22 protein-coding genes are annotated in these 24105 nt (G+C 52.3%); 6 read left to right on the top strand and 16 right to left on the bottom strand.

Translation table 11 applies throughout. From position 1 onward, the window contains the following. Positions 1-26: 26 nt before the first annotated feature. The 5 genes from OH663_RS16590 to mgtL all read right to left on the bottom strand — a co-directional run bounded on the left by OH663_RS16590 (position 27) and on the right by mgtL (position 6175). Complete coding sequence (locus OH663_RS16590) at positions 27-1313, bottom strand: TRAP transporter large permease (protein ID WP_045439183.1); 1287 nt, start codon at positions 1311-1313, stop codon at positions 27-29. A 30-nt stretch (positions 1314-1343) separates the two neighbouring features. Then, the gene (locus tag OH663_RS16585) at positions 1344-1853 is read right to left on the bottom strand and encodes a TRAP transporter small permease (RefSeq protein ID WP_045439181.1); all 510 of its coding nucleotides are present in this window, start codon (positions 1851-1853) and stop codon (positions 1344-1346) included. Positions 1854-1915: 62 nt separating this feature from the next. Beyond that, positions 1916-2893: a TRAP transporter substrate-binding protein gene (locus tag OH663_RS16580; protein WP_045439178.1), complete on the bottom strand. Its 978-nt coding sequence runs from the start codon at positions 2891-2893 to the stop codon at positions 1916-1918. 377 nt (positions 2894-3270) lie between these two features. Further along, complete coding sequence (gene mgtA / locus OH663_RS16575; RefSeq protein ID WP_045439174.1) at positions 3271-5979, bottom strand: magnesium-translocating P-type ATPase; 2709 nt, start codon at positions 5977-5979, stop codon at positions 3271-3273. Between the two features lie 142 nt (positions 5980-6121). Continuing rightward, positions 6122-6175, bottom strand: coding sequence for a mgtA regulatory leader peptide MgtL (gene mgtL / locus OH663_RS26105; RefSeq protein ID WP_223307022.1), 54 nt, complete (start codon positions 6173-6175; stop codon positions 6122-6124). Positions 6176-6367: 192 nt separating this feature from the next. Here mgtL and treR point away from each other — a divergent pair, with 192 nt between their 5' ends. The 5 genes from treR to nrdG all read left to right on the top strand — a co-directional run bounded on the left by treR (position 6368) and on the right by nrdG (position 13687). Then, complete coding sequence (gene treR / locus OH663_RS16570; RefSeq protein ID WP_255642480.1) at positions 6368-7339, top strand: trehalose operon repressor TreR; 972 nt, start codon at positions 6368-6370, stop codon at positions 7337-7339. Positions 7340-7449: 110 nt separating this feature from the next. Beyond that, positions 7450-8868 carry a PTS trehalose transporter subunit IIBC gene (gene treB / locus OH663_RS16565; protein WP_200012478.1) on the top strand — a complete coding sequence of 473 codons (1419 nt, stop codon included), beginning with the start codon at positions 7450-7452 and terminating at the stop codon, positions 8866-8868. Positions 8869-8917: 49 nt separating this feature from the next. Further along, complete coding sequence (gene treC, locus OH663_RS16560; protein ID WP_200012476.1) at positions 8918-10570, top strand: alpha,alpha-phosphotrehalase; 1653 nt, start codon at positions 8918-8920, stop codon at positions 10568-10570. 408 nt (positions 10571-10978) lie between these two features. Continuing rightward, on the top strand, positions 10979-13117 hold the full coding sequence (nrdD, locus tag OH663_RS16555; protein WP_045439162.1) for an anaerobic ribonucleoside-triphosphate reductase: 2139 nt from the start codon (positions 10979-10981) through the stop codon (positions 13115-13117). A 105-nt stretch (positions 13118-13222) separates the two neighbouring features. Further along, complete coding sequence (gene nrdG, locus OH663_RS16550) at positions 13223-13687, top strand: anaerobic ribonucleoside-triphosphate reductase-activating protein (RefSeq protein WP_045439159.1); 465 nt, start codon at positions 13223-13225, stop codon at positions 13685-13687. A gap of 34 nt (positions 13688-13721) precedes the next feature. Here nrdG and OH663_RS16545 read toward each other — a convergent pair whose 3' ends face one another. From OH663_RS16545 to pmbA, 11 genes are all read right to left on the bottom strand, one after another. Further along, positions 13722-15635, bottom strand: coding sequence for a BglG family transcription antiterminator (locus tag OH663_RS16545; protein ID WP_048222268.1), 1914 nt, complete (start codon positions 15633-15635; stop codon positions 13722-13724). Positions 15636-15656: 21 nt separating this feature from the next. Then, entirely contained in the window at positions 15657-16397 is a 741-nt protein-coding gene (dagF, locus tag OH663_RS16540; protein WP_045439154.1) for a 2-dehydro-3-deoxy-phosphogluconate aldolase, read from the bottom strand. Then, positions 16394-17512, bottom strand: a complete 1119-nt coding sequence (locus tag OH663_RS16535; RefSeq protein ID WP_045439151.1) for a DgaE family pyridoxal phosphate-dependent ammonia lyase — start codon at positions 17510-17512, stop codon at positions 16394-16396. The genes dagF and OH663_RS16535 overlap by 4 nt, the downstream gene beginning before the upstream one ends. Then, positions 17496-18629, bottom strand: coding sequence for an amidohydrolase/deacetylase family metallohydrolase (locus OH663_RS16530; protein ID WP_200012465.1), 1134 nt, complete (start codon positions 18627-18629; stop codon positions 17496-17498). The genes OH663_RS16535 and OH663_RS16530 overlap by 17 nt, the downstream gene beginning before the upstream one ends. A 62-nt stretch (positions 18630-18691) precedes the next feature. Further along, a complete protein-coding gene (locus tag OH663_RS16525; RefSeq protein WP_003830379.1) occupies positions 18692-19336 on the bottom strand; it encodes a DUF4310 family protein in 645 nt (214 codons plus the stop codon). Positions 19337-19347: 11 nt separating this feature from the next. Beyond that, positions 19348-20124, bottom strand: coding sequence for a DUF4311 domain-containing protein (locus OH663_RS16520; protein ID WP_045439140.1), 777 nt, complete (start codon positions 20122-20124; stop codon positions 19348-19350). Between the two features lie 22 nt (positions 20125-20146). After that, positions 20147-20446, bottom strand: coding sequence for a DUF4312 family protein (locus tag OH663_RS16515; protein ID WP_045439135.1), 300 nt, complete (start codon positions 20444-20446; stop codon positions 20147-20149). 2 nt (positions 20447-20448) lie between these two features. Continuing rightward, positions 20449-20811 carry an SFCGS family glycine-rich protein gene (locus OH663_RS16510; protein ID WP_008786042.1) on the bottom strand — a complete coding sequence of 121 codons (363 nt, stop codon included), beginning with the start codon at positions 20809-20811 and terminating at the stop codon, positions 20449-20451. A 10-nt stretch (positions 20812-20821) separates the two neighbouring features. After that, positions 20822-21160 carry a glycine dehydrogenase gene (locus tag OH663_RS16505; RefSeq protein ID WP_223306970.1) on the bottom strand — a complete coding sequence of 113 codons (339 nt, stop codon included), beginning with the start codon at positions 21158-21160 and terminating at the stop codon, positions 20822-20824. Between the two features lie 314 nt (positions 21161-21474). Beyond that, a complete protein-coding gene (cybC, locus tag OH663_RS16500) occupies positions 21475-21861 on the bottom strand; it encodes a cytochrome b562 (protein ID WP_045439122.1) in 387 nt (128 codons plus the stop codon). Between the two features lie 160 nt (positions 21862-22021). Next, complete coding sequence (pmbA, locus tag OH663_RS16495; protein WP_045439120.1) at positions 22022-23374, bottom strand: metalloprotease PmbA; 1353 nt, start codon at positions 23372-23374, stop codon at positions 22022-22024. A gap of 93 nt (positions 23375-23467) precedes the next feature. Between pmbA and yjgA the strand changes: the two genes are divergently transcribed. Beyond that, complete coding sequence (yjgA, locus tag OH663_RS16490; RefSeq protein ID WP_045439118.1) at positions 23468-24019, top strand: ribosome biogenesis factor YjgA; 552 nt, start codon at positions 23468-23470, stop codon at positions 24017-24019. Positions 24020-24105 lie beyond the last annotated feature (86 nt).

Here is a 24105-nt window from a genome sequence, read left to right as displayed (position 1 = left end):
CCCGGATTTTTGTCACTGCAGGGCAATCACAGCACGCCAAACAATTTCGGCAGGAATAACGAAATCGCCGGAATATACGTCACTAACATCAGTACCAGAAAAAGTACGGCGTAGAACGGCAGCATCGCCTTCACCACTTGTTCAATCTTCTGCTTACTCACCGCACTGGCAACAAACAACACCGATCCTACCGGCGGCGTAATTAGCCCAATCCCTAAGTTAACCAGCATGATCATACCAAAATGGACCGGATCAATACCGAGCGCGTTGGTTACAGGCAACAGGACCGGCGTCAGGATCAGGATCAGCGGTGCCATATCCATCAATGTACCGATCAGTAGCAGCATAATGTTAATACACATCAGGATGACGTATTTGTTATCCGAGATGCTGGTAAAGGCTTCGGTGATGCGCATCGGCAACTGCATATAGGTCATCACCGCGCCGAACGCGGCAGCAAAACCAATCAAAATCATGACGATAGTGACCGTTTTCACCGTGCGGAACATCAGTTTCGGTAGCTCAGACCACTTATAGTCGCGATAAATAAACATCGTGACAAAGAAGGCCCACAGGCAGGCAATCGCCGCTGACTCCGTCGCGGTAAAGATACCTGACAGGATGCCACCCATGATGATAACCACCGTCATCAGGCCCCACAGCGTATCAACAAAAATCTTCAATGCCTGACGAAACGGTACGCGCTCGCCTTTCGGATAACCACGCTTGTGCGCAAACGCCACGCACATCACCATCAGGCTAAAGCTTAACAACAAACCAGGCAGGATCCCGGCGATGAACAGCGCAGCAATCGAAACCGTACCGCCGGTCGCCAGCGAGTAAATAACGGAGTTATGGCTGGGTGGCGTAAGGATCGCCTGTACCGATCCACTGGCGGTCACCGCCGCAGCAAAGTCACGTGGGTAACCTTTTTTGTCCATCTCCGGGATCATCACCGAACCGATGGAGGCGGTGTCTGCCACGGACGATCCGGAAATCGCGCCAAAAAAGGTGGAAGCCACAATGTTAACCAGCGACAGCCCACCGCGAATGAAGCCAACGAAAATATAGGCAAAATTCACCAGCCGACGAGCAATCCCGCCTTCGGCCATAATCGCTCCGGCCAGAATAAAGAACGGGATAGCCAGCAATGAAAACTTGTTCACGCCGCTGGTCAGTTGGATCATCACCGCTTCCAGCGGGATATCAATATACCAGGCCCCAATGATGGCGCTAATACCAACCGCGTACGCTACCGGTACCCCAATCGCCAGCATAATGCCGAGCGTAAAGACGAGAATAAATGCATCCATCTGCTTTCCTTTATGAAATGGGGGCGGTAACTAGCTGGTCGATCCCAGCATGACAACAGGACGCTGATACTGCGGACCACGACAAATCTTTTCAGCAATAAAAAGCAGCGTGATGGCAGAACCAATGGGTAGCGGGAGATAGTTTTGCCCGGCACTGAGAAGCGGGAATTCCGCGACGGCTTGATCCCACAATTCAAGACACAGCGTGGTTCCGTACCAGAGAATGAACAGGCTTATCGCAATCAGCATGAGATCGGCGACAATCGAGCAGTAGCGACGGGCGGAATCTCCCAGGCGATCAGTGACCATACTCACCGCGATATGGGAACCTGCGCGATAGCTTACCGCCGCGCCAATAAAGGTGAATGTCACCATACAGAGAATGGCGACTGGCTCAGGCCATGACAGTGCATTATTCAGAACATAACGTGCAAATATCCCGACAGGAATAATGGCGACCATAACCAATAATGCGACTCCGGCAATCCACATTGAGATCCGGTAAAGAAAATCCATTACTGATGAATAGCATTCACCCATCATCATCACCTCGAATTAATCAAAAGATTCAGACGGATGGTTAATCCCATCCGTCCAATAAATTACTTCACATCCTGAATACGTTTGATCAAATCCTGGTGTTCTTTACCGTAATTATCCCTTACCGATTGCGTGGCTTTAAAGAAATAATCGGTATCAATATCATGGAACTGAACGCCATTAGCTTTCATGGTTTCCAGAGACTTCTCATTATAGGCAGCCCAGAGCTTGCGCTGTTCTACTTGCGCTTCTTTAGCGAGTTTAATGATGAGGTCCTGGTCCTCTTTTTTCAATTTATCCCATTTAGCCTTCGAGAAAAGAAATAGCTCCGGGATAATAAAATGTTTACTCCAGGTATAGTTTTTAACGACAGGCAAATAGTTGTGCGCAACAAACGTTGGCGGGTTATTTTCCGTTCCGTCAATGACGCCAGTCTGCATTCCGCTAAACACTTCGCTGACGCCCATTACAATGGAGTTAGCGCCCATTGCTTTTAAAGTATCCAGCGCGATCGGGCTCGCCTGAACGCGGATTTTCATACCGTGCAAATCTTCCGGTTTAACCACCGGGTTTTTGGTAATCAGGTTACGTGTTCCGGCATCCATCCAGCCGAGAAACACCAGACGTGATTTACTGTTTGCCGTCAGGCGATCGCCAATTTCCTGGCCAATCATACCGTCAAGCACCTGATGCATATGGTTTTCATCGCGAAAAATATACGGCAGTGTAAACACGTTAATCTCAGGGAGTATTGCTGCTACTGGCGTCATCGAGACACGAATAATATCGATAGCGCCTAATTGTGCCTGCTCAATCATCTGTTTTTCGTCGCCCAACACGCCACCCGGAAATGTTTTAATCTCCAGACGACCATCCGTTGCAGCACTCAGCTTCTCTCCCATGTGCTTCACTGCCACAACGTTCGGGTAATCAGCCGGGTGAACATCTGCGGCGCGAAAAGTTTGGGCCAACGTTGAATGGCTGGTCAGTAATACTGATACACCAATGCACAGACTTAACAGGTTTTTTGTCAGTTTCATTTGTCCTTCTCCAGAAGTTCATAATATCCATTAACAGGAATAGCTTGCAGAGCAAATGACTGCCGGAATTAGAAATGGGCAGCGAGAAACTTTCTTTACGACGTTACCTGTGCAGACTAACTGGTGTAACAATTTATTTCACTGACTGCCTTCACAAAAAAACGTCAACGCTAATAATTTTTAGCACAGTGTTTCATTTTTGCAACGCAGATCGTTTTATTGATAAGAAAACAAAGAGAGAGGAAGGGATTGTTACCAATTTGCCCTGTTAGTATTTCAATAAAAATAAAACAGAAATATCGTCGAGTAATATCTTCGAATGAAATAAAAAAATGCCGGATAGTGACCCAAGCACTATCCGGCAGAGAACTAAAAGATTATTGCCAGCCGTAGCGACGGCTATAAAAACCTTTCACTAATTGGGTCAATGTCATGTAACCAGCCAGAATCGCAATCAGCCACGGGAAGTAGCTCAGCGGCAGAGCCTGCAATTGTAAGTAGCTGGCCAACGGTGAGAATGGCAGCGCAATCCCCACCACCATGACCACCAGCGTCATCAGCATTAACGGCCATGCAGCACGGCTCTGGATAAACGGTACACGGCGGGTACGGATCATATGCACAATCAGCGTTTGCGACAGCAGACCCACCACAAACCAGCCAGATTGGAACAACGTCTGATGTTCTGGCGTATTGGCATGGAAGACGAACCACATCAGACAAAATGTCAGAATATCGAAGATGGAGCTGATTGGCCCAAAGAACAACATAAAGCGGCCCAGTTCGGCAGGATTCCAGCGCTGCGGTTTTTTGATCTGCTCTTCATCAACGTTATCAAAAGGAATAGCAACCTGGGATACATCATACAGCAGGTTCTGAATCAGTAAGTGCAGCGGCAACATTGGCAGGAAAGGCAGAAATGCGCTCGCCACCAGCACGCTAAAAACGTTACCAAAGTTAGAGCTGGCGGTCATTTTGATATACTTAAGCATATTCGAGAAGGTACGACGCCCCTCGATGACCCCTTCTTCCAGTACCATCAGGCTCTTTTCCAGCAGGATGATATCTGCCGCTTCACGGGCAATATCGACCGCACCATCAACGGAGATGCCAATATCCGCCGCACGCAGTGCCGGGGCATCGTTAATGCCATCGCCCATAAATCCAACCACATGACCTTCGCGTTTCAGCAACGTGACAATGCGCTCTTTGTGCATCGGCGTAAGACGGGCAAACAGCGTCGTGCTCTGGGCCAGTTGTGCCAGCTCGTCATCGCTTAGCCCTTCAATGCTGCTACCAATAACCACATCGCCCGCATCCAGACCTACTTCATGACAGACTTTTGCCGCCACCAGTTCGCTGTCTCCGGTGAGGATTTTCACCGTAATACCGCTGGCCTTCAGCGCCTTCAGAGCCGGAGCGGTGGTCTCTTTCGGCGGATCGAGGAACGCAATGTATCCTTCGAGGATCAGGTCGGACTCATCAATACGCTGATAATCTCCCTCACGTGCGGGCAGGTATTTGGTCGCCACCGCCACCACGCGCAATCCCTGGCGGTTAAGCGTATCGGTAACGCGCTTAACCCGACGTAGCATATTGTCATCCAGCGGAACAATCTCGCCATTGTGACGCACCTGGGTACAGACACTGAGGATCTCCTGTAGTGCCCCTTTGCACACCAGCTGATGCACATCAGTTTCTTCCGCCACTACCACCGACATCCGGCGGCGCTCGAAATCAAACGGGATCTCATCGATTTTCTGCCAGCGGGTAGAGAGCAGGCGGGCCGATTCTTCATCGACACCTTCCAGCACCGCGGTATCCAGCAGGTTTTTCAGCCCGGTCTGGTAATGGCTGTTCAGCCACGCGGAATGCAGCACATGCTCACTGGGCTTACCGGAGATATCGGTATGATTCTCCAGCACGATTTTGTCCTGAGTTAGTGTGCCGGTTTTATCGGTGCACAGAATATCCATCGCGCCAAAGTTCTGGATGGCATCAAGGTGCTTAACGATAACTTTTTGCTTCGACAGTTTCACCGCACCACGCGCCAGCGTGGAAGTGACGATCATGGGCAGCATTTCCGGCGTCAGTCCCACCGCAACAGAAAGAGCAAACAGCGCCGCTTCCCACCAGTCGCCTTTGGTATAACCGTTGATGATAAGCACAACAGGTGCCATCACCAGCATAAAACGGATCAACAGCATGCTGACGCGGCTGATCCCTTTCTGGAACGCATTCTGCTCGCTTTCCTGCTCAGTAACCCGACCCGCCAGTTGTCCAAACCAGGTATTGGCCCCGGTAGAAATGACGATAGCCTGCGCCGTACCGCTCACCACGTTGGTGCCCATAAAGCACAGGGTATCGCACTCCAGCGGGTTGCTTTGCTGCGGGTCTCGGCTGTTCGCCACTTTCTCAACCGGCAGTGATTCTCCGGTAAGCGAGGCTTGCGCCACAAACAGGTCACGCGCCTGAACGATGCGTAAGTCAGCCGGGATCATATCGCCTGCCGCCAGTTTGATGATGTCGCCAGGAACAAGCTGGTCGATCGGCAACTCTACCCAGCCGTTTTCTCCTTTCTCGTTGATCACCCGCAGTACCGTGGCGGTGTTGCTGACCATCGCTTTCAGCGCATCTGCCGCTTTGGTTGAACGCGCCTCCTGCACAAAATTCAGTAACGTAGAAATAGCAACCATCAGGGCAATTACGCCTGCAGCAAACAGATCCTCAGTGGCATAGGAAATGCCGCCCAGAATGGTGAGCAAAATATTAAATGGGTTACGGTAACAGACCCACAGATGCACCCACCACGGCAACGGTTTCTGTGCCGGCAACTGGTTTTCACCGTGTTTCTCACGGGCACTTTCCACTTCAGCGGCGTTCAAGCCTTCAGGGTGCGCATCAAACGTTTTCCACAGTGCTTCCTCTTCCATCAGCGCCATTTTCAGGCAATGTTCGCTCAGGGAAGGTGGGATCGGCGCGCTGGCAACGGCCTGGGCATTGGGCAATGGATCGCGATGCACCAGACGATGCGGCAAATGACGATTGAGCCGGGCAAACAGCTGGCGGGTAATATTTTTAAACATAGGCAGTCCCCCTGCGCCAGTAAACACAGGCGCAGTGAATACATCAGGCACAGCAAAGCCTTGCCTGATGGCAATCTAAAATCACAACAGGGACGTCAGAACGTCACTGTCTTACATATCCGGTAAGACAGTGAAAGCAGGCTTACCGGAAAGGTTTATTTCTCCGTTTCGGGAGAGGGGTGGGATCGGGATCCATACAGCCTCCGGTAAGTGAGTGAGTTGCGCGGCGCATTATACGCAGAAAACCATAAGGTTCGTGGCAATTATGGCGGTATGATAAACCACAGTAACTAAACCAAACGTATACACATTGCCTGAATAACAAAGTAAATAAAGCAGACTTTGCCCATTGCACTCCACTTGAGTAAAGTTACCCTCTTAATTAAAACTGAATGCGCTACGGGAAAACAGGATGCAGAATCGGCTGACTATTAAAGACATCGCCCGCTTAAGCGGCGTGGGAAAATCAACAGTTTCCCGCGTTCTCAACAATGAAAGCGGTGTCAGCGAACGCACCCGTGAACGTGTTGAAGCGGTAATGAATCAGCACGGTTTTTCCCCTTCCCGCTCCGCACGCGCCATGCGTGGGCAAAGTGACAAAGTGGTAGCAATTATCGTCACGCGCCTGGATTCACTTTCAGAAAATCTCGCCGTCCAGACCATGCTGCCCGCCTTCTATGAGCAGGGTTACGATCCTATTATGATGGAAAGCCAGTTTTCACCTGAACTGGTAGAAGAGCATTTGGGCATGCTCAGACGTCGCAATATTGACGGCGTGGTACTGTTTGGTTTTACCGGTATTACCGAAGCCATGATCGCTTCCTGGCAGGACTCTCTGGTGCTACTGGCAAGAGATGCCAAAGGTTTCGCCTCCGTCTGTTATGACGATGAGGGTGCAATCCATACTCTGATGCAACGTCTGTACGACCGTGAACATCGCCAGATCAGTTTTCTTGGCGTTCCCCATAGCGATGTGACCACCGGTAAGCGCCGCCATGAGGCTTACCTCGCATTCTGCAAGAAACATAAACTGCATCCTGTTGCTGCTCTGCCAGGTCTCGCCATGAAGCAGGGTTATGAGCATGCCGCAGATGTCATTACTCCGGAAACCACGGCCCTGGTATGCGCGACGGATACCCTTGCCCTTGGGGTCAGCAAATATTTGCAGGAGCAGCGGATCGATAATCTGCAACTGGCGAGTGTGGGGAATACACCACTGATGAAATTCCTCCATCCGGAGATCATCACTGTCGATCCCGGTTACGCCGAAGCCGGACGACAGGCGGCTTTACAGCTGATCGAACAGATCAACGGCCGCAGCGAGCCGCGCCAAATCATCATCCCATCCACCCTTTCCTGATCGCTTTCTGAGCGTTAATTTGTGATCTTCGCTACGTTTCGGGAACGTTCCCATTTTTAAATATTCAACGAAGATATACTCTGACGCCAGGTCAACAACAGGGCTTAATAATGAGCAAAATAAAACAAGCAGACATCGATCGGCTGATTGAGCTGGTGGGCGGGCGCGACAATATCGCCACGGTGAGTCATTGCATCACGCGCCTGCGTTTTGTGCTGAATCAGCCTGCGAACGCCAGGCCGAAAGAGATCGAACAACTTCCGATGGTCAAAGGCTGTTTCACCAACGCCGGGCAGTTCCAGGTGGTGATTGGCACCGAGGTGGGCGATTACTACAAAGCGCTGCTGGCGACCACCGGACAGGCCAGTGCCGACAAAGAGCAGGCGAAAAAAGCCGCGCGGCAGAACATGAAATGGCACGAGCAGATGATTTCTCATTTCGCAGAGATCTTCTTCCCGCTGCTGCCGGCGTTGATTAGCGGAGGCTTGATCTTAGGGTTTCGTAACGTGATCGGCGATCTGCCGATGAGCAACGGCCAGACGCTGGCGCAGATGTATCCCTCACTGAAAACGCTTTATGACTTTCTGTGGCTGATTGGCGAGGCGATTTTCTTCTATCTGCCGGTCGGGATCTGCTGGTCTGCGGTGAAGAAAATGGGCGGTACGCCGATCCTTGGCATTGTGCTCGGCGTCACGCTGGTTTCCCCGCAACTGATGAACGCCTACCTGCTGGGTCAGCAAGTGCCGGAAGTATGGAATTTCGGCCTGTTTACTATCGAAAAAGTCGGTTATCAGGCACAGGTCATTCCAGCTCTGCTGGCAGGTCTGGCACTTGGATTGATTGAAACGCGCCTGAAACGCATCGTCCCGGACTACCTGTATCTGGTGGTGGTTCCGGTGTGCTCACTGATCCTCGCGGTGTTCCTCGCCCATGCGTTTATTGGTCCGTTTGGCCGCTGGATTGGCGATGGTGTCGCCTTTGCTGTGCGTCATCTGATGACCGGCAGTTTTGCTCCGATTGGCGCAGCGCTGTTCGGCTTCCTGTACGCCCCACTGGTGATCACCGGAGTGCATCAGACCACGCTCGCTATCGACATGCAGATGATTCAAAGCATGGGCGGAACGCCTGTGTGGCCGCTCATTGCGCTGTCGAATATCGCTCAGGCCTCTGCAGTGGTCGGCATCATTATCTCCAGTCGTAAACATAACGAGCGGGAAATTTCCGTTCCTGCTGCGATCTCCGCTTATCTGGGAGTGACTGAACCGGCAATGTACGGCATCAACCTGAAATACCGTTTCCCGATGCTATGCGCGATGATCGGCTCCGGCCTTGCCGGACTGCTGTGCGGTCTGAACGGCGTGATGGCGAATGGTATTGGCGTCGGCGGCTTGCCGGGCATCCTTTCCATCCAGCCAACCTACTGGCAGGTATTTAGCCTGGCAATGGTTATCTCGATTGTTATCCCGATGGTACTGACCTCGTTCATCTACCAGCGTAAATACCGTCAGGGCACATTACAGATTGTCTGACTTTTTTTCGGGGCGCAGTTGCGCCCCATCGCATTTGCAGGAAATAACGATGAATATTCCCCACTGGTGGCAAAACGGCGTTATCTATCAGATTTACCCCAAGAGTTTTCAGGACACAACCGGTAGCGGCACTGGCGATTTACGCGGTGTGACACAACGTCTCGACTATCTGCAAAAACTGGGGATAGATGCCATCTGGCTGACGCCATTCTACATTTCGCCGCAGGTTGATAACGGCTACGATGTCGCTGATTATATTTCCGTCGACCCGGCCTACGGTACGCTGGATGATTTTGACGAACTGGTGGCGCAGGCGAAAGCGCGCGGCATCCGTATTATTCTGGATATGGTGTTTAACCATACTTCGACGCAACACGCCTGGTTTCGCGAGTCGCTGGATAAAGACAGTCCGTATCGTCAGTTTTATATCTGGCGCGATGGTACACCGGACGCATGCCCGAATAACTGGCGTTCAAAATTCGGTGGCAGCGCCTGGGGCTGGCACGCTGAAAGCGAGCAGTATTATCTGCACCTCTTTGCCCCGGAGCAGGCTGACCTGAACTGGGAAAACCCGGCAGTGCGCGCGGAGCTGAAAAAAGTCTGTGAATTCTGGGCCGATCGCGGCGTAGATGGACTGCGCCTCGACGTCGTGAACCTTATCTCCAAAGAGCAGGACTTCCCGAGCGATCCTGACGGTGATGGACGCCGTTTTTATACCGATGGCCCACGCGTGCATGAATTTTTACGCGAAATGAACCGCGACGTCTTCACGCCACGTAATCTGATGACGGTGGGCGAGATGTCCTCTACTTCGCTTGCTCATTGTCAGCAATATGCCGCACAGGACGGCAGCGAATTGTCGATGACCTTCAACTTCCACCACCTGAAAGTAGACTACCCCAATGGTGAAAAGTGGACACTGGCAAAGCCAGATTATGTGGCGTTGAAAGCCCTGTTTCGCCACTGGCAGCAGGGTATGCACGACACCGCCTGGAACGCACTGTTCTGGTGTAACCACGATCAGCCGCGCATCGTTTCACGTTTTGGTGATGAAGGGAAATACCGCATACCTGCAGCCAAAATGCTGGCAATGGTGCTGCACGGTATGCAGGGCACACCCTATATCTACCAGGGCGAAGAGATTGGCATGACCAACCCGCATTTTCGACAGATTACCGATTATCGCGATGTGGAAAGCCACAATATGTTTGCCGAACTGAATGCCGCTGGGCGTGATGCCGATGAGCTGCTGGCGATCCTCGCCAGTAAATCCCGCGATAACAGCCGCACGCCGATGCAGTGGGATCGCAGCAAACATGCCGGTTTTACGCAGGGGGAGCCGTGGATCAATCTGTGCGACAACGCGGCTGATATCAATGTCTCAGCAGCGCTTGATGATGCCGATTCGGTATTTTACGCCTATCAGAAACTGATCGCCTTACGCAAAACTGAACCAGTTATCACCTGGGGCGACTACGAGGATCTGTTACCGGAAAGCCCGCATCTGTGGTGCTATCAGCGAGAATGGCAAGGACAGCGGCTGCTGGTCATTGCCAACCTGAGCGAGACCTTCCAACCCTGGCAACCGATCCATACCGGTGGAAACTGGCGGGTGCTGATGCACAACTATGCCGAGGTCGCCAGCCAGCCCGGGGGCATGACATTGCGTCCTTTTGAAGCTATCTGGTGGCTGCAAAAATAGCTTGCAATTGGTTTTAAGCCCGGTGCGTATAGCGCTGCCGGGCTTCTCTGCATGCATCCAGCCTACCCTTCTGTTTTTGTTGAATAATTAATCAGATTTTTCTCACCACAATTTACAATCGGCTGCAGTGCCCGTCATCTGTACGCTCCAGTTTTTACTTTGAGCTACGTCAATAAAAACGTAAACATCCTTGATGCAAATCACTACATATAGAACTTAAAATGCACTCCGACCCAATATGTTGTATTAATCGACTACAATTGCTACAACAACATTTCCCTTCATAGCAGTGGAAATGTGGATAAAAGAGGTCTGGATTGCGAGAAGTCATTGGATAGAAAGATGAATAAACCGATGAACGCTCCCTAACCTCTGTGGATAACCTGTTCTTATAAATATGGAGTGATCATGACACCGCATGTGATGAAACGAGATGGCTGTAAAGTGCCGTTTAAATCAGAGCGCATCAAAGAAGCCATTCTGCGTGCAGCTAAAGCAGCGGGAGTCGATGACGCAGATTACTGTGCCACCGTCGCAGAAGTCGTTAGCAGCCAGATGAATGAGCGCAGCCAGGTCGATATCAACGAGATCCAGACAGCGGTAGAAAACCAGCTGATGTCTGGTCCGTACAAACAACTCGCCCGTGCGTACATCGAATACCGCCACGATCGTGATATACAGCGTGAAAAACGTGGCCGTCTGAACCAGGAAATTCGTGGTCTGGTTGAACAAACCAACTCAGCTCTGCTGAACGAAAACGCCAATAAAGACAGTAAAGTGATCCCGACCCAGCGCGACCTGCTGGCCGGTATCGTCGCCAAACACTATGCACGTCAGCACCTGCTGCCGCGTGATGTCGTCCAGGCACACGAGCGTGGTGATATTCACTATCACGATCTCGACTACTCGCCATTCTTCCCGATGTTTAACTGCATGCTGATCGACCTGAAAGGCATGCTGACGCAGGGCTTTAAGATGGGTAACGCGGAGATTGAGCCGCCAAAATCTATCTCGACTGCAACCGCCGTTACGGCACAAATCATCGCGCAGGTTGCCAGCCATATTTACGGTGGCACCACCATTAACCGTATTGATGAAGTCCTGGCACCGTTCGTGACCGAGAGCTTTAACAAACACCGTAAAACTGCTGAAGAGTGGCAAATCCCGGATGCAGACGGTTATGCGCATTCCCGTACCGAGAAAGAGTGCTATGACGCATTCCAGTCACTCGAATATGAAGTGAACACGCTGCATACCGCCAATGGTCAGACGCCGTTCGTCACCTTTGGTTTTGGCCTGGGTACCAGTTGGGAATCTCGTTTGATTCAGCAGTCCATCCTGCGTAACCGTATTGCCGGTCTGGGTAAAAATCGTAAAACTGCCGTCTTCCCGAAACTGGTGTTCGCTATCCGTGACGGTCTGAACCATAAGTTTGGCGATCCGAACTATGACATCAAACAGCTGGCGCTGGAGTGCGCGAGCAAGCGTATGTACCCGGACATCCTGAACTACGATCAGGTCGTAAAAGTCACCGGTTCGTTCAAAACCCCGATGGGCTGTCGTAGTTTCCTCGGTGTTTGGGAAAACGAGAACGGCGAGCAGATCCATGACGGTCGTAACAACCTCGGCGTGATCAGCCTCAACCTGCCACGTATTGCGCTGGAAGCCCACGGCGACGAAGCCACTTTCTGGAAGTTGCTGGACGATCGTCTGGTGCTGGCGCGTAAAGCGCTGATGACCCGCATCGCTCGTCTGGAAGGCGTAAAAGCCCGCGTAGCGCCAATCCTGTATATGGAAGGTGCCTGCGGTGTGCGCCTGAAAGCGGATGATGACGTGTCTGAAATCTTCAAAAATGGCCGTGCATCAATCTCTCTGGGCTATATCGGTATTCACGAGACCATCAATGCGCTATTTGGTGATACGCACTTGTACGACAGCGAAGCACTTCGTGCCAAGGGCATTGCCATTGTCGAACGTCTGCGTAAGGCAGTCGATCAGTGGAAAGACGAGACCGGTTACGGCTTCAGCCTGTACAGCACACCGAGTGAAAACCTGTGCGATCGTTTCTGCCGTCTGGATACCGCCGAGTTTGGTGTCGTGCCGGGCGTGACCGACAAGGGTTACTACACCAACAGCTTCCACCTCGACGTGGAGAAAAAGGTTAATCCTTACGACAAGATCGATTTCGAAGCACCGTACCCGCCGCTGGCGAATGGCGGCTTCATTTGCTACGGCGAGTATCCGAACATTCAGCATAACCTGAAAGCGCTGGAAGACGTCTGGGATTACAGCTACCAGCATGTGCCGTATTACGGTACTAACACGCCTATCGATGAGTGCTATGAGTGCGGCTTTACCGGTGAGTTTGAGTGCACCAGCAAAGGCTTCACCTGCCCGAAATGTGGTAATCATGATGCAGCCCGCGTGTCAGTGACCCGCCGTGTATGCGGTTATTTAGGCAGCCCGGACGCACGCCCGTTTAATGCCGGTAAGCAAGAAGAAGTGAAGCGCCGCGTTAAGCATTTAGGTAATGGGCAACTCGGTTAATCCCTCACGGTTTTATGCCCGGTGGCGCTACGCTTACCGGGCCTACAAACTGTGCATACATTGTAGGCCGGATAAGCAAAACGCCATCCGGCATGGTTAAGCGAAATGAATTATCACCAGTATTACCCTGTTGACATCGTCAACGGTCCCGGTACTCGCTGTACCCTGTTTGTTTCAGGGTGCGTGCACGAATGCCCTGGCTGCTATAACAAAAGCACCTGGCGGCTAAACTCCGGCCAGCCGTTTACCACAGAGATGGAAGACAAGATCATTGCCGATCTGAACGATACACGGATCCATCGTCAGGGGATCTCGCTGTCGGGCGGCGATCCACTTCATCCGCAAAACGTGCCGGATATTCTGAAACTGGTACAGCGCATTCACGCTGAGTGTCCGGGAAAAGATATCTGGGTGTGGACTGGTTACAAACTCGATGAGCTCAATGCCGAGCAAATGCGGGTGGTGGATCTCATCAACGTGCTGGTCGATGGTAAATTTGTTCAGGATCTCAAAGACCCGGCGCTTATCTGGCGCGGTAGCAGCAACCAGGTTGTGCATCATTTGCGCTAACACTTCAGGCGGATGATGTTCTGTTTTCCGCCTGTCAAAACCGGCTCACACACTCCATCGCGACTGCTTTGAATTCGTTAAAGTCACGGCAGGTACAGAGTCTTGCCATGGCGCGTTCGCGCAGAAAAGTAACGAAAATATCGTAGATTGCCATCGCCTCTTCGTACTCGCTTTTGCTGATGGCGAGTAAAAAGATCACGTGTGCGGTTTCATCTCCCCAGGCAATGCCCTGCGGAGCGAGGACCGTGTAGACCACCGTTTTCTTGGCCAGCAAACCGAGCGCGTGCGGTAGTGCAATGCCGTCACCCAGCATGGTGCTAACGATGGCCTCACGTTCCACCACCGAACTGACAAACTCCGCATCCACAAAACCTTCATCCTGCAACTGATGGCATAGTGTGTTGAACAGCGTCTGTTGATCCATTTGCCCGTCGACAATACGAAAATGCGTCGCATCGAAGTATTTGTCCAGCATCCATGGGCGGGTCCTGTCCACCAGCACCAGTTTACCAATTTGCTCCAGTTGATAATCTGTTGGAAACGGCGCAATCATCACTACGGGCTTATCTTTTTCGCTAATTCGCGCAGTAGAGATAACAAAGTCTTCGCTAATACTGTCCCGTTGTTCATAGTCTCGCAGCGTCACGGTACTTACAATTTCAATCTGCGAGTACTTACGCGCCAGCACTGCTTCAATCATCCTTGCCATCGCATTTCCCGCATCACAGACCAGAAGTACACGGGGCTGTCGTTGGTAACCGATGTTGTAACTACGTTCCAGCCCAACACCAATATGCAGGACAAGGAAGCCAATCTCATTTTCACTGATCGTATACGGGGTGTATTTCCCCCACCCCGACACAGCAGCAAGTGTCATGTCCCATGCCATTGGATAGTGCTGTTTAATATTTTCCAGCAGCGGATTGGGGATCATGATCTGGTAGCGTACCCGGGTGATCATCGTCTTAATATGCGTTAGCAGATCGGCATGCAGTTGCTGGTCATTCAGCAGGTTATAGTTGTACTGGGTGTTGATAAAACGCAGGATGTAATTAACCAGCGCCTCATCATCGTCAGCATTGATGGCACTGGGGGCGATCTCCTGAACCTGACGGGCAGCAATATGCACCTTCAGCCAGTTTTCTTCAAAAACGGAAAGCGGTTTATCTGCCAACTGGTGCAATACCGCCGCAATCTCCCGCGTAGCAAGGCACACCGCATGTTCGACTTCTTCTGCGGCGAACTCAGGAAGTGGATACCCCTCGCTAATCCTGCGTACCGCCACCGCACAATATAAGCGCAGAAAAAGCTCGCCCTCATCGGTCAGGCTGATATGAAAACGGGAAAAAATATCCTGTAAAACAGGTTGCAACTGCTGCGGTACGCCAGCATTGAGCGCCTCTTCCATTACCAGCGGATGGGCAGGATCTTGCTGTGCCAGCGTCCACAGAAGATCGGTCAAACAGGCCCGAATCGCCATCTCGCTACCGAACAGCTTCATTCCATGCCGGGGGCGCGTTTCCAGCGTCAGATGATAACGTTGCAGGTGTTCACGCACCTCCGCCATGTCATTCTGCAGTGTCGCCCGACTGATGAACCATTCATCAGCTAAATCTTCCAACTTTAGCGAAAAAGCCGATGTCAGAAAACGGACCACCAGCCAGTGAACCCGTTCCCGGCTGGTACGCGGTATACGCAACAGCTGCTCTGGTTGCTGCGTTTGCAACGCATGATAACTTGCCGGATCGTCAATTTTAAGCTGGTAGCCGTTGCCCCGACTGAGAACAAACTGTGCGCCATACTGGGTGAGTAGCGTATTCAGCGCGGTGATATCCGCTCGTACAGTACGTGTGGAAACCGACAACCGCTGCGCCAGCTCATCCTGCGGCAGCGCCTCGTTTTGCAGCATGTCAAACAGCTGTGCTAAACGTTGGTTGGGGAATCGCACGTCTTTTTCCTCATCAGTCAGTTAACCTACACAGGCCCTGGTGATCGCCAGCAGCTGGCGTACATCATCCGGGCGAGTGTTCCCATTCACCTTATCAATAATAGAACTATAAATGTGAGGAATGATTTTGCTCACGCCTGCATCAAGCGCTATCTGCAGGATTTCCGCAAAGTTATCCAGGTCTATACCACCCGTTGGCTCCAGCCAGAAGTCATGCCGGGCGCAGGCTTCAGCCACAGCCTTGTACTCGTTACGGCACTTGAGACCGCCCATCGGGAAGTATTTAATCGAACTGCCGCCCATGTCTTTGAGCAGGGCGATAGCTGTTTCTAGTGGAACAATGCCATCCGGAGACTGGCTGCTCAGCGGCCCGGTGGAGATTTTGACCATACCAGGCGTTCCGGTAGGTGACACAAGACCATTGACCACCGTCTCATTCTGCCCCAGCAGCGCACGGCTGGTTGCGACGCCGGTAAAAACCTGGTTTACATGCTGTGGCTGTACCTGGCGGGAGATTTCACTGACCATCGCCGACTGGTTGGGATCACCGGCTCCCAGGCCCACGGAGAGCGCATTGTCGATAAGCGCCGCATATTCGCGCATATCAGCCACAGCGCTTTCAACATCTGGGTAATTTTTAGAGAGCACGCCGACCAGCACATGGCCTTCAGCCGCCGCATAAATATCCCGGGCATTCTCTTTGGAACCCGCCAGCACGTTCAGGCAAACGCGATCGCGATAAAAGTTAGGGGTCAGTTTCATGCTTTTTTCTCCTGCCGGGTCACGTCACCAATACGACGCGCCACAATCTCCAGTTGTGCGCGATCGACGCTGCGCACATCCGCTTCAATAATCCCTTCGTTGGCTTTATAGCCACGGAAATAAATCGCGTACTCACCCTGTTTAAGCGCATCAACCAGTTCACCCGTGGCGATACCGGTCACCGCTTCGTCAAACTTAATCTCTGCACGGGCGATGTCGCGTCCTGCGCTATCCCATACCACGCGGGCGCTAACGCCATTAAAAGTATTCAGCGTATTGATAAATGGTGTCATTTTTTCCACCATTTCCGCGCCGCTCTCTTTCTGCGCGTTCAGATAGAGTTCAATGGCGCAGGTCAGACCGAGAATGCCTTCTTTGCCGACCTTCATTGCCCTCCCAATACCCGCTGTCTGGCGTTTTACCCACTCGACATACTGAGTTTTGCCGATCACCAGACCGCTGGTTGGCCCTTCAATGGCTTTCGCACCGCTATAAATCACCAGGTCCGCGCCAACACGGTAATAGCATTGCAAATCTTCTTCCGCCGCCGCATCGACAATCAGCGGCAAGTTATGCGTGCGCGCTACCACTGCGGCCTGCTCCACACTGAGCATGCTTTTCTGCACACAGTGGTGGGATTTGATATACAGAATGGCCGCCGTGCGTGGTGTAATAGCGGCTGCCAGTTGTGCCGCAGAGCATTCGTTAGCGTAACCCGCCTCCACCAACTTACCGCCGCCAAGCGCCACCATGCTGCCAACCGGTGCGCCAAAGTTGACGTTGTGTCCTCTTGGCAGCACGATTTCATTGTTGTCGATTGGCGTAACGTGCAGATTTTCCAGCAGCCAGTCACTGTCCTTAACCAACACAGCGGCAACCGACAGGGCAATCCCTGCCGAAGCGCAGGAGACGACCGTAGCCCCCTCTACTTCCAGTAGCTTTGCGATGTAGTCTCCTGTTTTGTTGACCAGATCTTTCATCTCAAAGTACTGATTCATCCCTTCCATCGCGGCCTGTACAACCTCCGGGCGCGGCGTGGAAACACCGAGCGCCGTCATGCGACCGGAAGTGTTAATCACCTGTTTTAAATCGTATTTTTCAAAAATCGAAGACATGTTCTGCGCTCCCTTGTTCGGTCATATAACCCTTGCCCGCACGTATTGCGGCAAGCGGCACCAGCAGTTGATCTGCCTGTAAGCTGTCTTTTTCTGCATCGACCAGCACGGCTGGCTGGCGTTTAAGCATAAAGAGGGTGAGATCAGCATCCTGACCTACCTGAAGTCGGCCTTTGTTTTTCAAACGCAGACCGTCAGCAGCATTGGCGGTCACGCAGTCAATAACCTGCGGTAGCGACATGCCGATGGCGAGAAACTTGGACATCACATTGGCAAGCGAATACACCGGGCCGCTGATGCGATTACGGCAATAGATGTCTGAGCTGATGGTATGCGGCAGAATGCCTAAACTGATGGCGCGCTTCGCGACCGCAAAGCTCAAGCTGGCGGTGCCGTGCCCGACATCAAGGCGAACACCACGCGCGAGAGCCTGCGACACCGAGGCTCGCAGCTCGCCTTCTGGCGTCAGAATGCGGTTCGGTTTGCCGTTGTAACAGTGGGTAATGATATCGCCCGCCGCCAGGCGCTCGGCAATTTCATCCAGATCCGGCGGGTTATTACCAATATGTACCATCAACGGCAAGTCGCCGTTTTCGGCCTGCATCACTTTGGCATGCTCCAGCGGCGTAATGCCATTTTCACCGACCACGCTGCTGCTCATCCGCGCCTTCAGGCCGACGATAAAATCAGGGTAGCGGTTGACCGCCTGTCGCACCGCATCGGCATCAATGTTGGCCATGTTCGCCAGTTCATTTTGGGCGATAAGTCCAACGCGAGAGATATTCAGTAGCGCATAAACATCAGTGATCGCTTCACGAGTCAGCGTGTAAAAATCGTCAATATCATCAGCCCCGGTACTACCCGCATCGACCACCGTGGTGACGCCGGTGGCAATACCGACGCTGTCTGGCTGGTCATGATAAATCGGGGATTTCGGGTAGCAGTGGACGTGAGAATCAATCCAGCCTGCGCTGACGTAGCACTCGCCGCGTAAGTCGATGGTTTTCGCCGCCGGGCTATCAACATCGCCCAGCGCCGCAATTTTGCCGTCTTTGAGAGCAATATCGCTCACCGTATCGTCAACCAGACGCGCATGGCGCAGGAGTAAATCAAACATCGTTCTCTCCTTTGCCGGACAGGGCTGAGTAATCGCTCTGTCCGGCCTACAAAACAGCAGTGTTAGCTAATCGCAATCGGGAAGATTGATCCCAAAATCATCGCACCGAGGATCGCCCCGCCAGTGATCGGTTTTTGCCACAGGTAAAACAGCAGCGCACCCGCCAGGGAGCCGATACCGATAGGGATGGAGGCAGTCATCGCACTGAGAATGATCAACGGCCCAAGGAAGCGACCAGAGGCGTTACCGGCCCCCATCATTACGTCAGCGCCATAGGTCGAGTCGCTCTGATTGATGGTGAACTTACGCGCCAGAATGATGATGTAGCCAATCGCCAGGCCAATCACCAGACCCGTGACCAACGAGGCGGCAAAGTTCGCTACCGGGAAAATAATGCCCGCGCCCAGCAACAATGCCGGGACGCCCAGGCCAACACCGGTCTGAATCGCCCCACCGATATCAAGGATCCCTACCAGCGAACCTTCAATGATTCGGGCAAACAGGAAACTTGCGCCAAACGCCGCAACCGCGCCGTAGGATCCGGTGTCCATTCCCGCTTTCAGCATCGCCACAAATGCCACTTCGTTAAATGCGCCGATGCCGTACAGGTAGTACATGTGCGTTCCGGCAAAGACACCGGAGGAGAGCAGGCCAACGAAGATCGGGAACGACCAGTCGGCAAACCAAAAACCTTTATTCTGTTCCATGATGACCTCCGTTATTTGCCGCTGAGCGAGTTGTGGATCAGTTCGAGCCAGTTCGGCACGGTCAGATGGAAGGATTCGATCATCTTCATATCGAAGCCACGGAAGAAGCCGCTCAGGACGAACAACGCGACGATAGCGACCATCATCACTTTGGTGACGTGGTTCCAGCCGCTCTCTTCTACGCCTTTACCAATCAGAATACCGAGTACCAGACCCGGTACCGCATTACCCATAATGAGCTGTGCTGCACCACCAAAGACTGTCGCCCAGAAACCGGATTTCTTACCGGCATCAATAGCCGCCAGCCAGAAGATTACTGGCATCACGGTATTGACCAGCAGATTTGCCGCAGGAACCAACACCTTAACAGCGGTAACCTGCAATGCTTCCGGTACGGATGAAGCGGTCAGGTTCAGAAAGGTCACGACGATCATGCCGATAACGCCACAGGCAATCGCCATGCGTTTAGGGTCATGCAGCGTTTCACCGACATTACGGTTTTTCAGCATCAACGCCGCCGCGCCCCAGTTAGGAATGATGCGGTGATCGACATCCTGAGTGAACGCGCCGGCCGCCACGGATGATGCCCAGGCGTTGAAGAAGAAACCCAGACCAAATGAGAAGTGAGAAGCCGGATCCCCTTCGCAGGAATTCAGTTCTCCCAGGGTACGAAATGCGCCCATCCCCTGAGTGGTAGGCGCATGAAACATGCGTGCAGCCCCAGCGCCGACACCCACGCCAACCAGCGCGCCGATGATGAGCGATTTTATTAATATTATCAGGAACATATTTATGCCTTTTAATAGTAAATCAGCGTTGCGTGACGAAATCCACCTTGTCGAGATTGATGGCAGTCACGTTGACGGTCACATCCAGCTCCACGCTGAAAGTGCGTCTTTCCCGGCGCATAAAGAAGAATAAAAATGCCTCTTTACGCACCGATTCACGCGCTTGAACAACCTGCACATCCTGTGGCTCAATACGCAGTAAGATATGCGGCGATGCCTTCATCACCGCAGCCTGAACATGATTCAGGGCATCAGCAAAGGCGCGTGCTTTCGTGTCGCCTTTGCCGGTAACTCTCACCGTCGTGGTGAATTGCTCTTTCATACTCAAGCGCCGTATTTCTTTTGCCACGCCTGTACCAGACGCTCGCCCAGTTCTTCCTTATCCATAAAGCCAAAGCCCAGCACGTTGCAGCCTTCGTTAATGGCGGTCACACCCTCATCCACTGAGCGCATGCCGTATTTTGCTTTGTAGCCATATTTGGTCTGCGCAGTGATGGCTCCCGCGCCGCCGCTGCCACAAAAAGAGATGCCAAAGGTGGCGTTTTCCGCTTTCATAACGTCGCCCAGTTTCATATCTGCCGCCACACCCGGCACCACGACCGCACGACCACCAGCTTTCTCAACGCCTGCCGCCACTTTCTGGCCCTTACCCAGACGATCGCCAATCACCACAGTAATCTGTTCCATCTTTTGCTCCTTAAAGGTTATCTTTCGCGACTTCGAAATGTACCGACAGCAGCCAGGCCTCTTCTTCTGGAAGATTGCCAAACTCAGCTACGACGTCGCGGGCAAGCGCCATTGATTCGGCAGAAATTTCATCAAATAGGCTGGCATCAACGTCTGGCAAGGGTTCCCCCGTCACCGAGCGGTGCGCCATGGCGCGAACATGCGACGTCAGCATTTGTTCCTGTACGGCGTTGGGGATGATGTGGCGTTCACGCAACAGGGCATATACCTGCGCCAGCATGCGATCGGCCAGTTCACCAGACGGTGTCACCGGTTCCCCCATGTCATTCATTGCAACTCCGTTATTCACTCGTTTCACCCCACTCATGGCTATGAGGGTAAACTAGCGGTGGAGGTTAAAAGTTTGTAGCGAGTTGTTTTCCACTTCGAAGTGGAAAGGCGAGCAGCGATAGTGATCTGTGCCACAGAAAAGACGGAATTGGCGATTAATAACCAGCATAACGTGATGGGGATCGCAGGAGATTGCAGGTAAAGCACAAGCGGAAGGAATAACGGTCTGACGTTAAAAGTTAAAAAATGTGATGGGCATAACGTTTACTTATGGAGGGAATCTGATGGGTATGTCTTACCCGACCTACGTAGTCTGTAGGCCGGATAAATAAATCAACGGTACTTCTTATGGTAAGCATTGCGGGTGGATTTCAGCTCTTCCGCTACTGCCTTCGCCTCTTTGACTTTACCTTCGTTCGCCAGTTTTAACGCACCGTCAATCTGACCGATCAACGTGTCAAAACCGTGGCGGAAATCTTTCATCTCCGGGCTGTCCGGGGATTTGCTTTCCAGCTTCGGCGGCGTTCCTTTTTGTGCGTCTTGTGCAGCTGCACGCATTTTGGTTAACGCACCTTTGAGTTCAGTCGCATTATCCGTTTTTTCGACGATCTTCAGGTTATCGTTGAGGATCCCCATGTCGTCTTCGAGATCGGCAGCAAACGCAGAAGAGCCAAGAACCAGCGTTGAAGCCGCGATGATCGCTAACAGGTGTTTACGCATTGCTCACTTCCTTTTTATTATTAAAAAATAACGCCCGATACCCTAAATAATCCGAGTTGCAGGCAAGCGGCAAGCGTGTGAATCCCGGCCATTTACATAAGTAAGTGACTGGGATGAACGCGTAAAACCAACACACCTGCAGCTTGAAGTATGAAGGGTATTATTGACCGGCGATCTTCATCTCCGGCAACAGTACAGAACCACACTGTATATTACTGCGCGTTTCAATATCGTTCCCTACGGTCACAATATTGCGCCACATCTCTTTTAAGTTACCGGCAATGGTAATTTCACTTACCGGATACTGAATTTCACCGTTTTCGACCCAGAAGCCAGCCGCACCGCGAGAGTAATCGCCGGTAATACCACTCACGCCCTGCCCCATCAGTTCGGTAACAACCAGGCCAGTGCCCATCTCTTTGAGCAACTGCTCGAAGCTTAGCCCTTGTCCGGGAATACGCCAGTTGTGAATGCCGCCAGCATGACCGGTGCTTTTCAGCCCCAGTTTACGGGCAGAATAGTTGGTCAACAGCCACTGAGTCAGTACACCATCTTTGATAATGTCACGACGCTCGGTACGCACGCCTTCACTGTCGAACGGTGAGGATGCCAGTCCTTTCAACAGATGCGGGTGTTCTTCAATGGTCAGCCATTCCGGCAGGATCTGTTTGCCCAGTGAATCCAGCAAGAAGGTGGATTTACGATACACCGAGCCGCCTGCAATAGCGCCGACCAGATGTCCAAACAGTCCGGTCGCCACTTCGTTCGCAAAAATAACCGGTGCTTTCATGGTGGACAGCTTACGCGGCGACAGGCGAGATAAGGTGCGACGGGCACAGTCTGCGCCGACCCACTCCGGCGTTTGCAGATCGCCAATTGCACGGCCAATGGTATAGGCATAATCGCGTTCCATATCGCCGTTCTCTTCAGCGATAACGCAGCTGGAAAGTGAATGACGCGTGGAGCAGTAACCCTGTAGCATGCCATGGCTGTTACCAAAAACTTTGATGCCATAGTGGCTATTAAAACTGCCGCCTTCGGTGTTAGTAATGCGCTTATCGGCCTGTAACGCAGCCTGTTCAGCACGCGCGGCCAATTCAATAGCTTCATCAGGCGACACTTCTGCCGGGTGGAACAGATCTAAATCTGGCGCATCAAATGCCAGCAGCTCTTTATCTGCCACGCCCGCGCACGGGTCCGGCGAGGTGTAACGGGCGATATCCAGCGCGGCCTGCACGGTACGTGCGATAGCCTGCGGGCTTAAATCAGTGGATGATGCGCTCCCTTTACGGTTCTGGTGATAAACCGTAATGCCAAGAGCACCATCACTATTGAATTCTACGTTCTCCACTTCACCATAACGGGTGCTGACGCTAATACCCGTGGTCTTGCTTACAGCGACTTCCGCGCCATCCGACTGACCTGACGCTAGCTCCAGTGCTGTCGAGACCGCTTCTTCCAGAATCTTACGCTGCGCTTCAACTTGTGAGATTACTTTCATCGCAAATGCCATAATGTAGAGAGTTTCTCTGAAGTCTAACAGAGAACCGTTTTTCAGTGCGCATCTTAACTGGTAACATTAGCCTCTTTTTTTAAGGAGCCTGACATGACTAAGCAGCCCGAAGACTGGCTCGACGACGTTCCCGGTGATGACATCGAAGACGAAGACGATGAAATTATCTGGGTCAGTAAAAGTGAAATTAAGCGGGACGCCGAGGAGTTAAAGCGCCTGGGCGTAGAACTGGTAGAACTGGGGAAAAACGCGCTGGATAAAATCCCGCTCGATGCGGATCTGCGTGCCGCCATTGAACTGGCGCAGCGTATCAAGATGGAAGGCCGTCGCCGCCAGTTGCAGCTGATTGGTAAAATGCTGCGCCAGCGGGATGTCGATCCTATTCGCCAGGCGCTGGATAAGCTGAAAAACCGTCATAACCAACAGGTTGTGCTGTTTCACAAACTTGAACAGTTGCGCGATCGTTTGATCGTTGAAGGTGATGACGCGGTAGCAGAAGTACTGAGCCTGTGGCCAAACGCCGACCGTCAGCAGCTTCGTTCTCTGGTTCGCAATGCGAAGAAAGAGAAAGAAGGCAATAAACCGCCGAAATCAGCGCGTCAGATCTTCCAGTATCTGCGTGAGCTGGCTGAAAACGAAGCATAATTTCATGCGTTGAAAGTGCCAGATAACTGCGTCAATGCCTTATCTGGCCTACAGTCAATTACATACCCGGTAAGCGGCCACGCTAC

This window comes from Citrobacter sp. Marseille-Q5395 (assembly GCF_947057495.1).
GTDB classification, from domain to species: Bacteria; Pseudomonadota; Gammaproteobacteria; order Enterobacterales; family Enterobacteriaceae; genus Citrobacter; species Citrobacter murliniae.
The sequence above is the reverse complement of the archived record's forward strand: the minus strand, read 5'-3'. Positions and strand labels throughout refer to the sequence as shown.

What these genes read in the sequence shown, in the direction of transcription:
- OH663_RS16590 (WP_045439183.1), bottom strand. Translation starts at nt 1,313, where the DNA reads ATGGATGCATTTATTCTCGTCTTTACGCTCGGCATTATGCTGGCGATT.
- OH663_RS16585 (WP_045439181.1), bottom strand. Translation starts at nt 1,853, where the DNA reads ATGGGTGAATGCTATTCATCAGTAATGGATTTTCTTTACCGGATCTCA.
- OH663_RS16580 (WP_045439178.1), bottom strand. Translation starts at nt 2,893, where the DNA reads ATGAAACTGACAAAAAACCTGTTAAGTCTGTGCATTGGTGTATCAGTA.
- mgtA (WP_045439174.1), bottom strand. Translation starts at nt 5,979, where the DNA reads ATGTTTAAAAATATTACCCGCCAGCTGTTTGCCCGGCTCAATCGTCAT.
- treB (WP_200012478.1), top strand. Translation starts at nt 7,450, where the DNA reads ATGAGCAAAATAAAACAAGCAGACATCGATCGGCTGATTGAGCTGGTG.
- treC (WP_200012476.1), top strand. Translation starts at nt 8,918, where the DNA reads ATGAATATTCCCCACTGGTGGCAAAACGGCGTTATCTATCAGATTTAC.
- nrdD (WP_045439162.1), top strand. Translation starts at nt 10,979, where the DNA reads ATGACACCGCATGTGATGAAACGAGATGGCTGTAAAGTGCCGTTTAAA.
- nrdG (WP_045439159.1), top strand. Translation starts at nt 13,223, where the DNA reads ATGAATTATCACCAGTATTACCCTGTTGACATCGTCAACGGTCCCGGT.
- dagF (WP_045439154.1), bottom strand. Translation starts at nt 16,397, where the DNA reads ATGAAACTGACCCCTAACTTTTATCGCGATCGCGTTTGCCTGAACGTG.
- OH663_RS16535 (WP_045439151.1), bottom strand. Translation starts at nt 17,512, where the DNA reads ATGTCTTCGATTTTTGAAAAATACGATTTAAAACAGGTGATTAACACT.
- OH663_RS16530 (WP_200012465.1), bottom strand. Translation starts at nt 18,629, where the DNA reads ATGTTTGATTTACTCCTGCGCCATGCGCGTCTGGTTGACGATACGGTG.
- OH663_RS16525 (WP_003830379.1), bottom strand. Translation starts at nt 19,336, where the DNA reads ATGGAACAGAATAAAGGTTTTTGGTTTGCCGACTGGTCGTTCCCGATC.
- OH663_RS16520 (WP_045439140.1), bottom strand. Translation starts at nt 20,124, where the DNA reads ATGTTCCTGATAATATTAATAAAATCGCTCATCATCGGCGCGCTGGTT.
- OH663_RS16515 (WP_045439135.1), bottom strand. Translation starts at nt 20,446, where the DNA reads ATGAAAGAGCAATTCACCACGACGGTGAGAGTTACCGGCAAAGGCGAC.
- OH663_RS16510 (WP_008786042.1), bottom strand. Translation starts at nt 20,811, where the DNA reads ATGGAACAGATTACTGTGGTGATTGGCGATCGTCTGGGTAAGGGCCAG.
- cybC (WP_045439122.1), bottom strand. Translation starts at nt 21,861, where the DNA reads ATGCGTAAACACCTGTTAGCGATCATCGCGGCTTCAACGCTGGTTCTT.
- pmbA (WP_045439120.1), bottom strand. Translation starts at nt 23,374, where the DNA reads ATGGCATTTGCGATGAAAGTAATCTCACAAGTTGAAGCGCAGCGTAAG.
- yjgA (WP_045439118.1), top strand. Translation starts at nt 23,468, where the DNA reads ATGACTAAGCAGCCCGAAGACTGGCTCGACGACGTTCCCGGTGATGAC.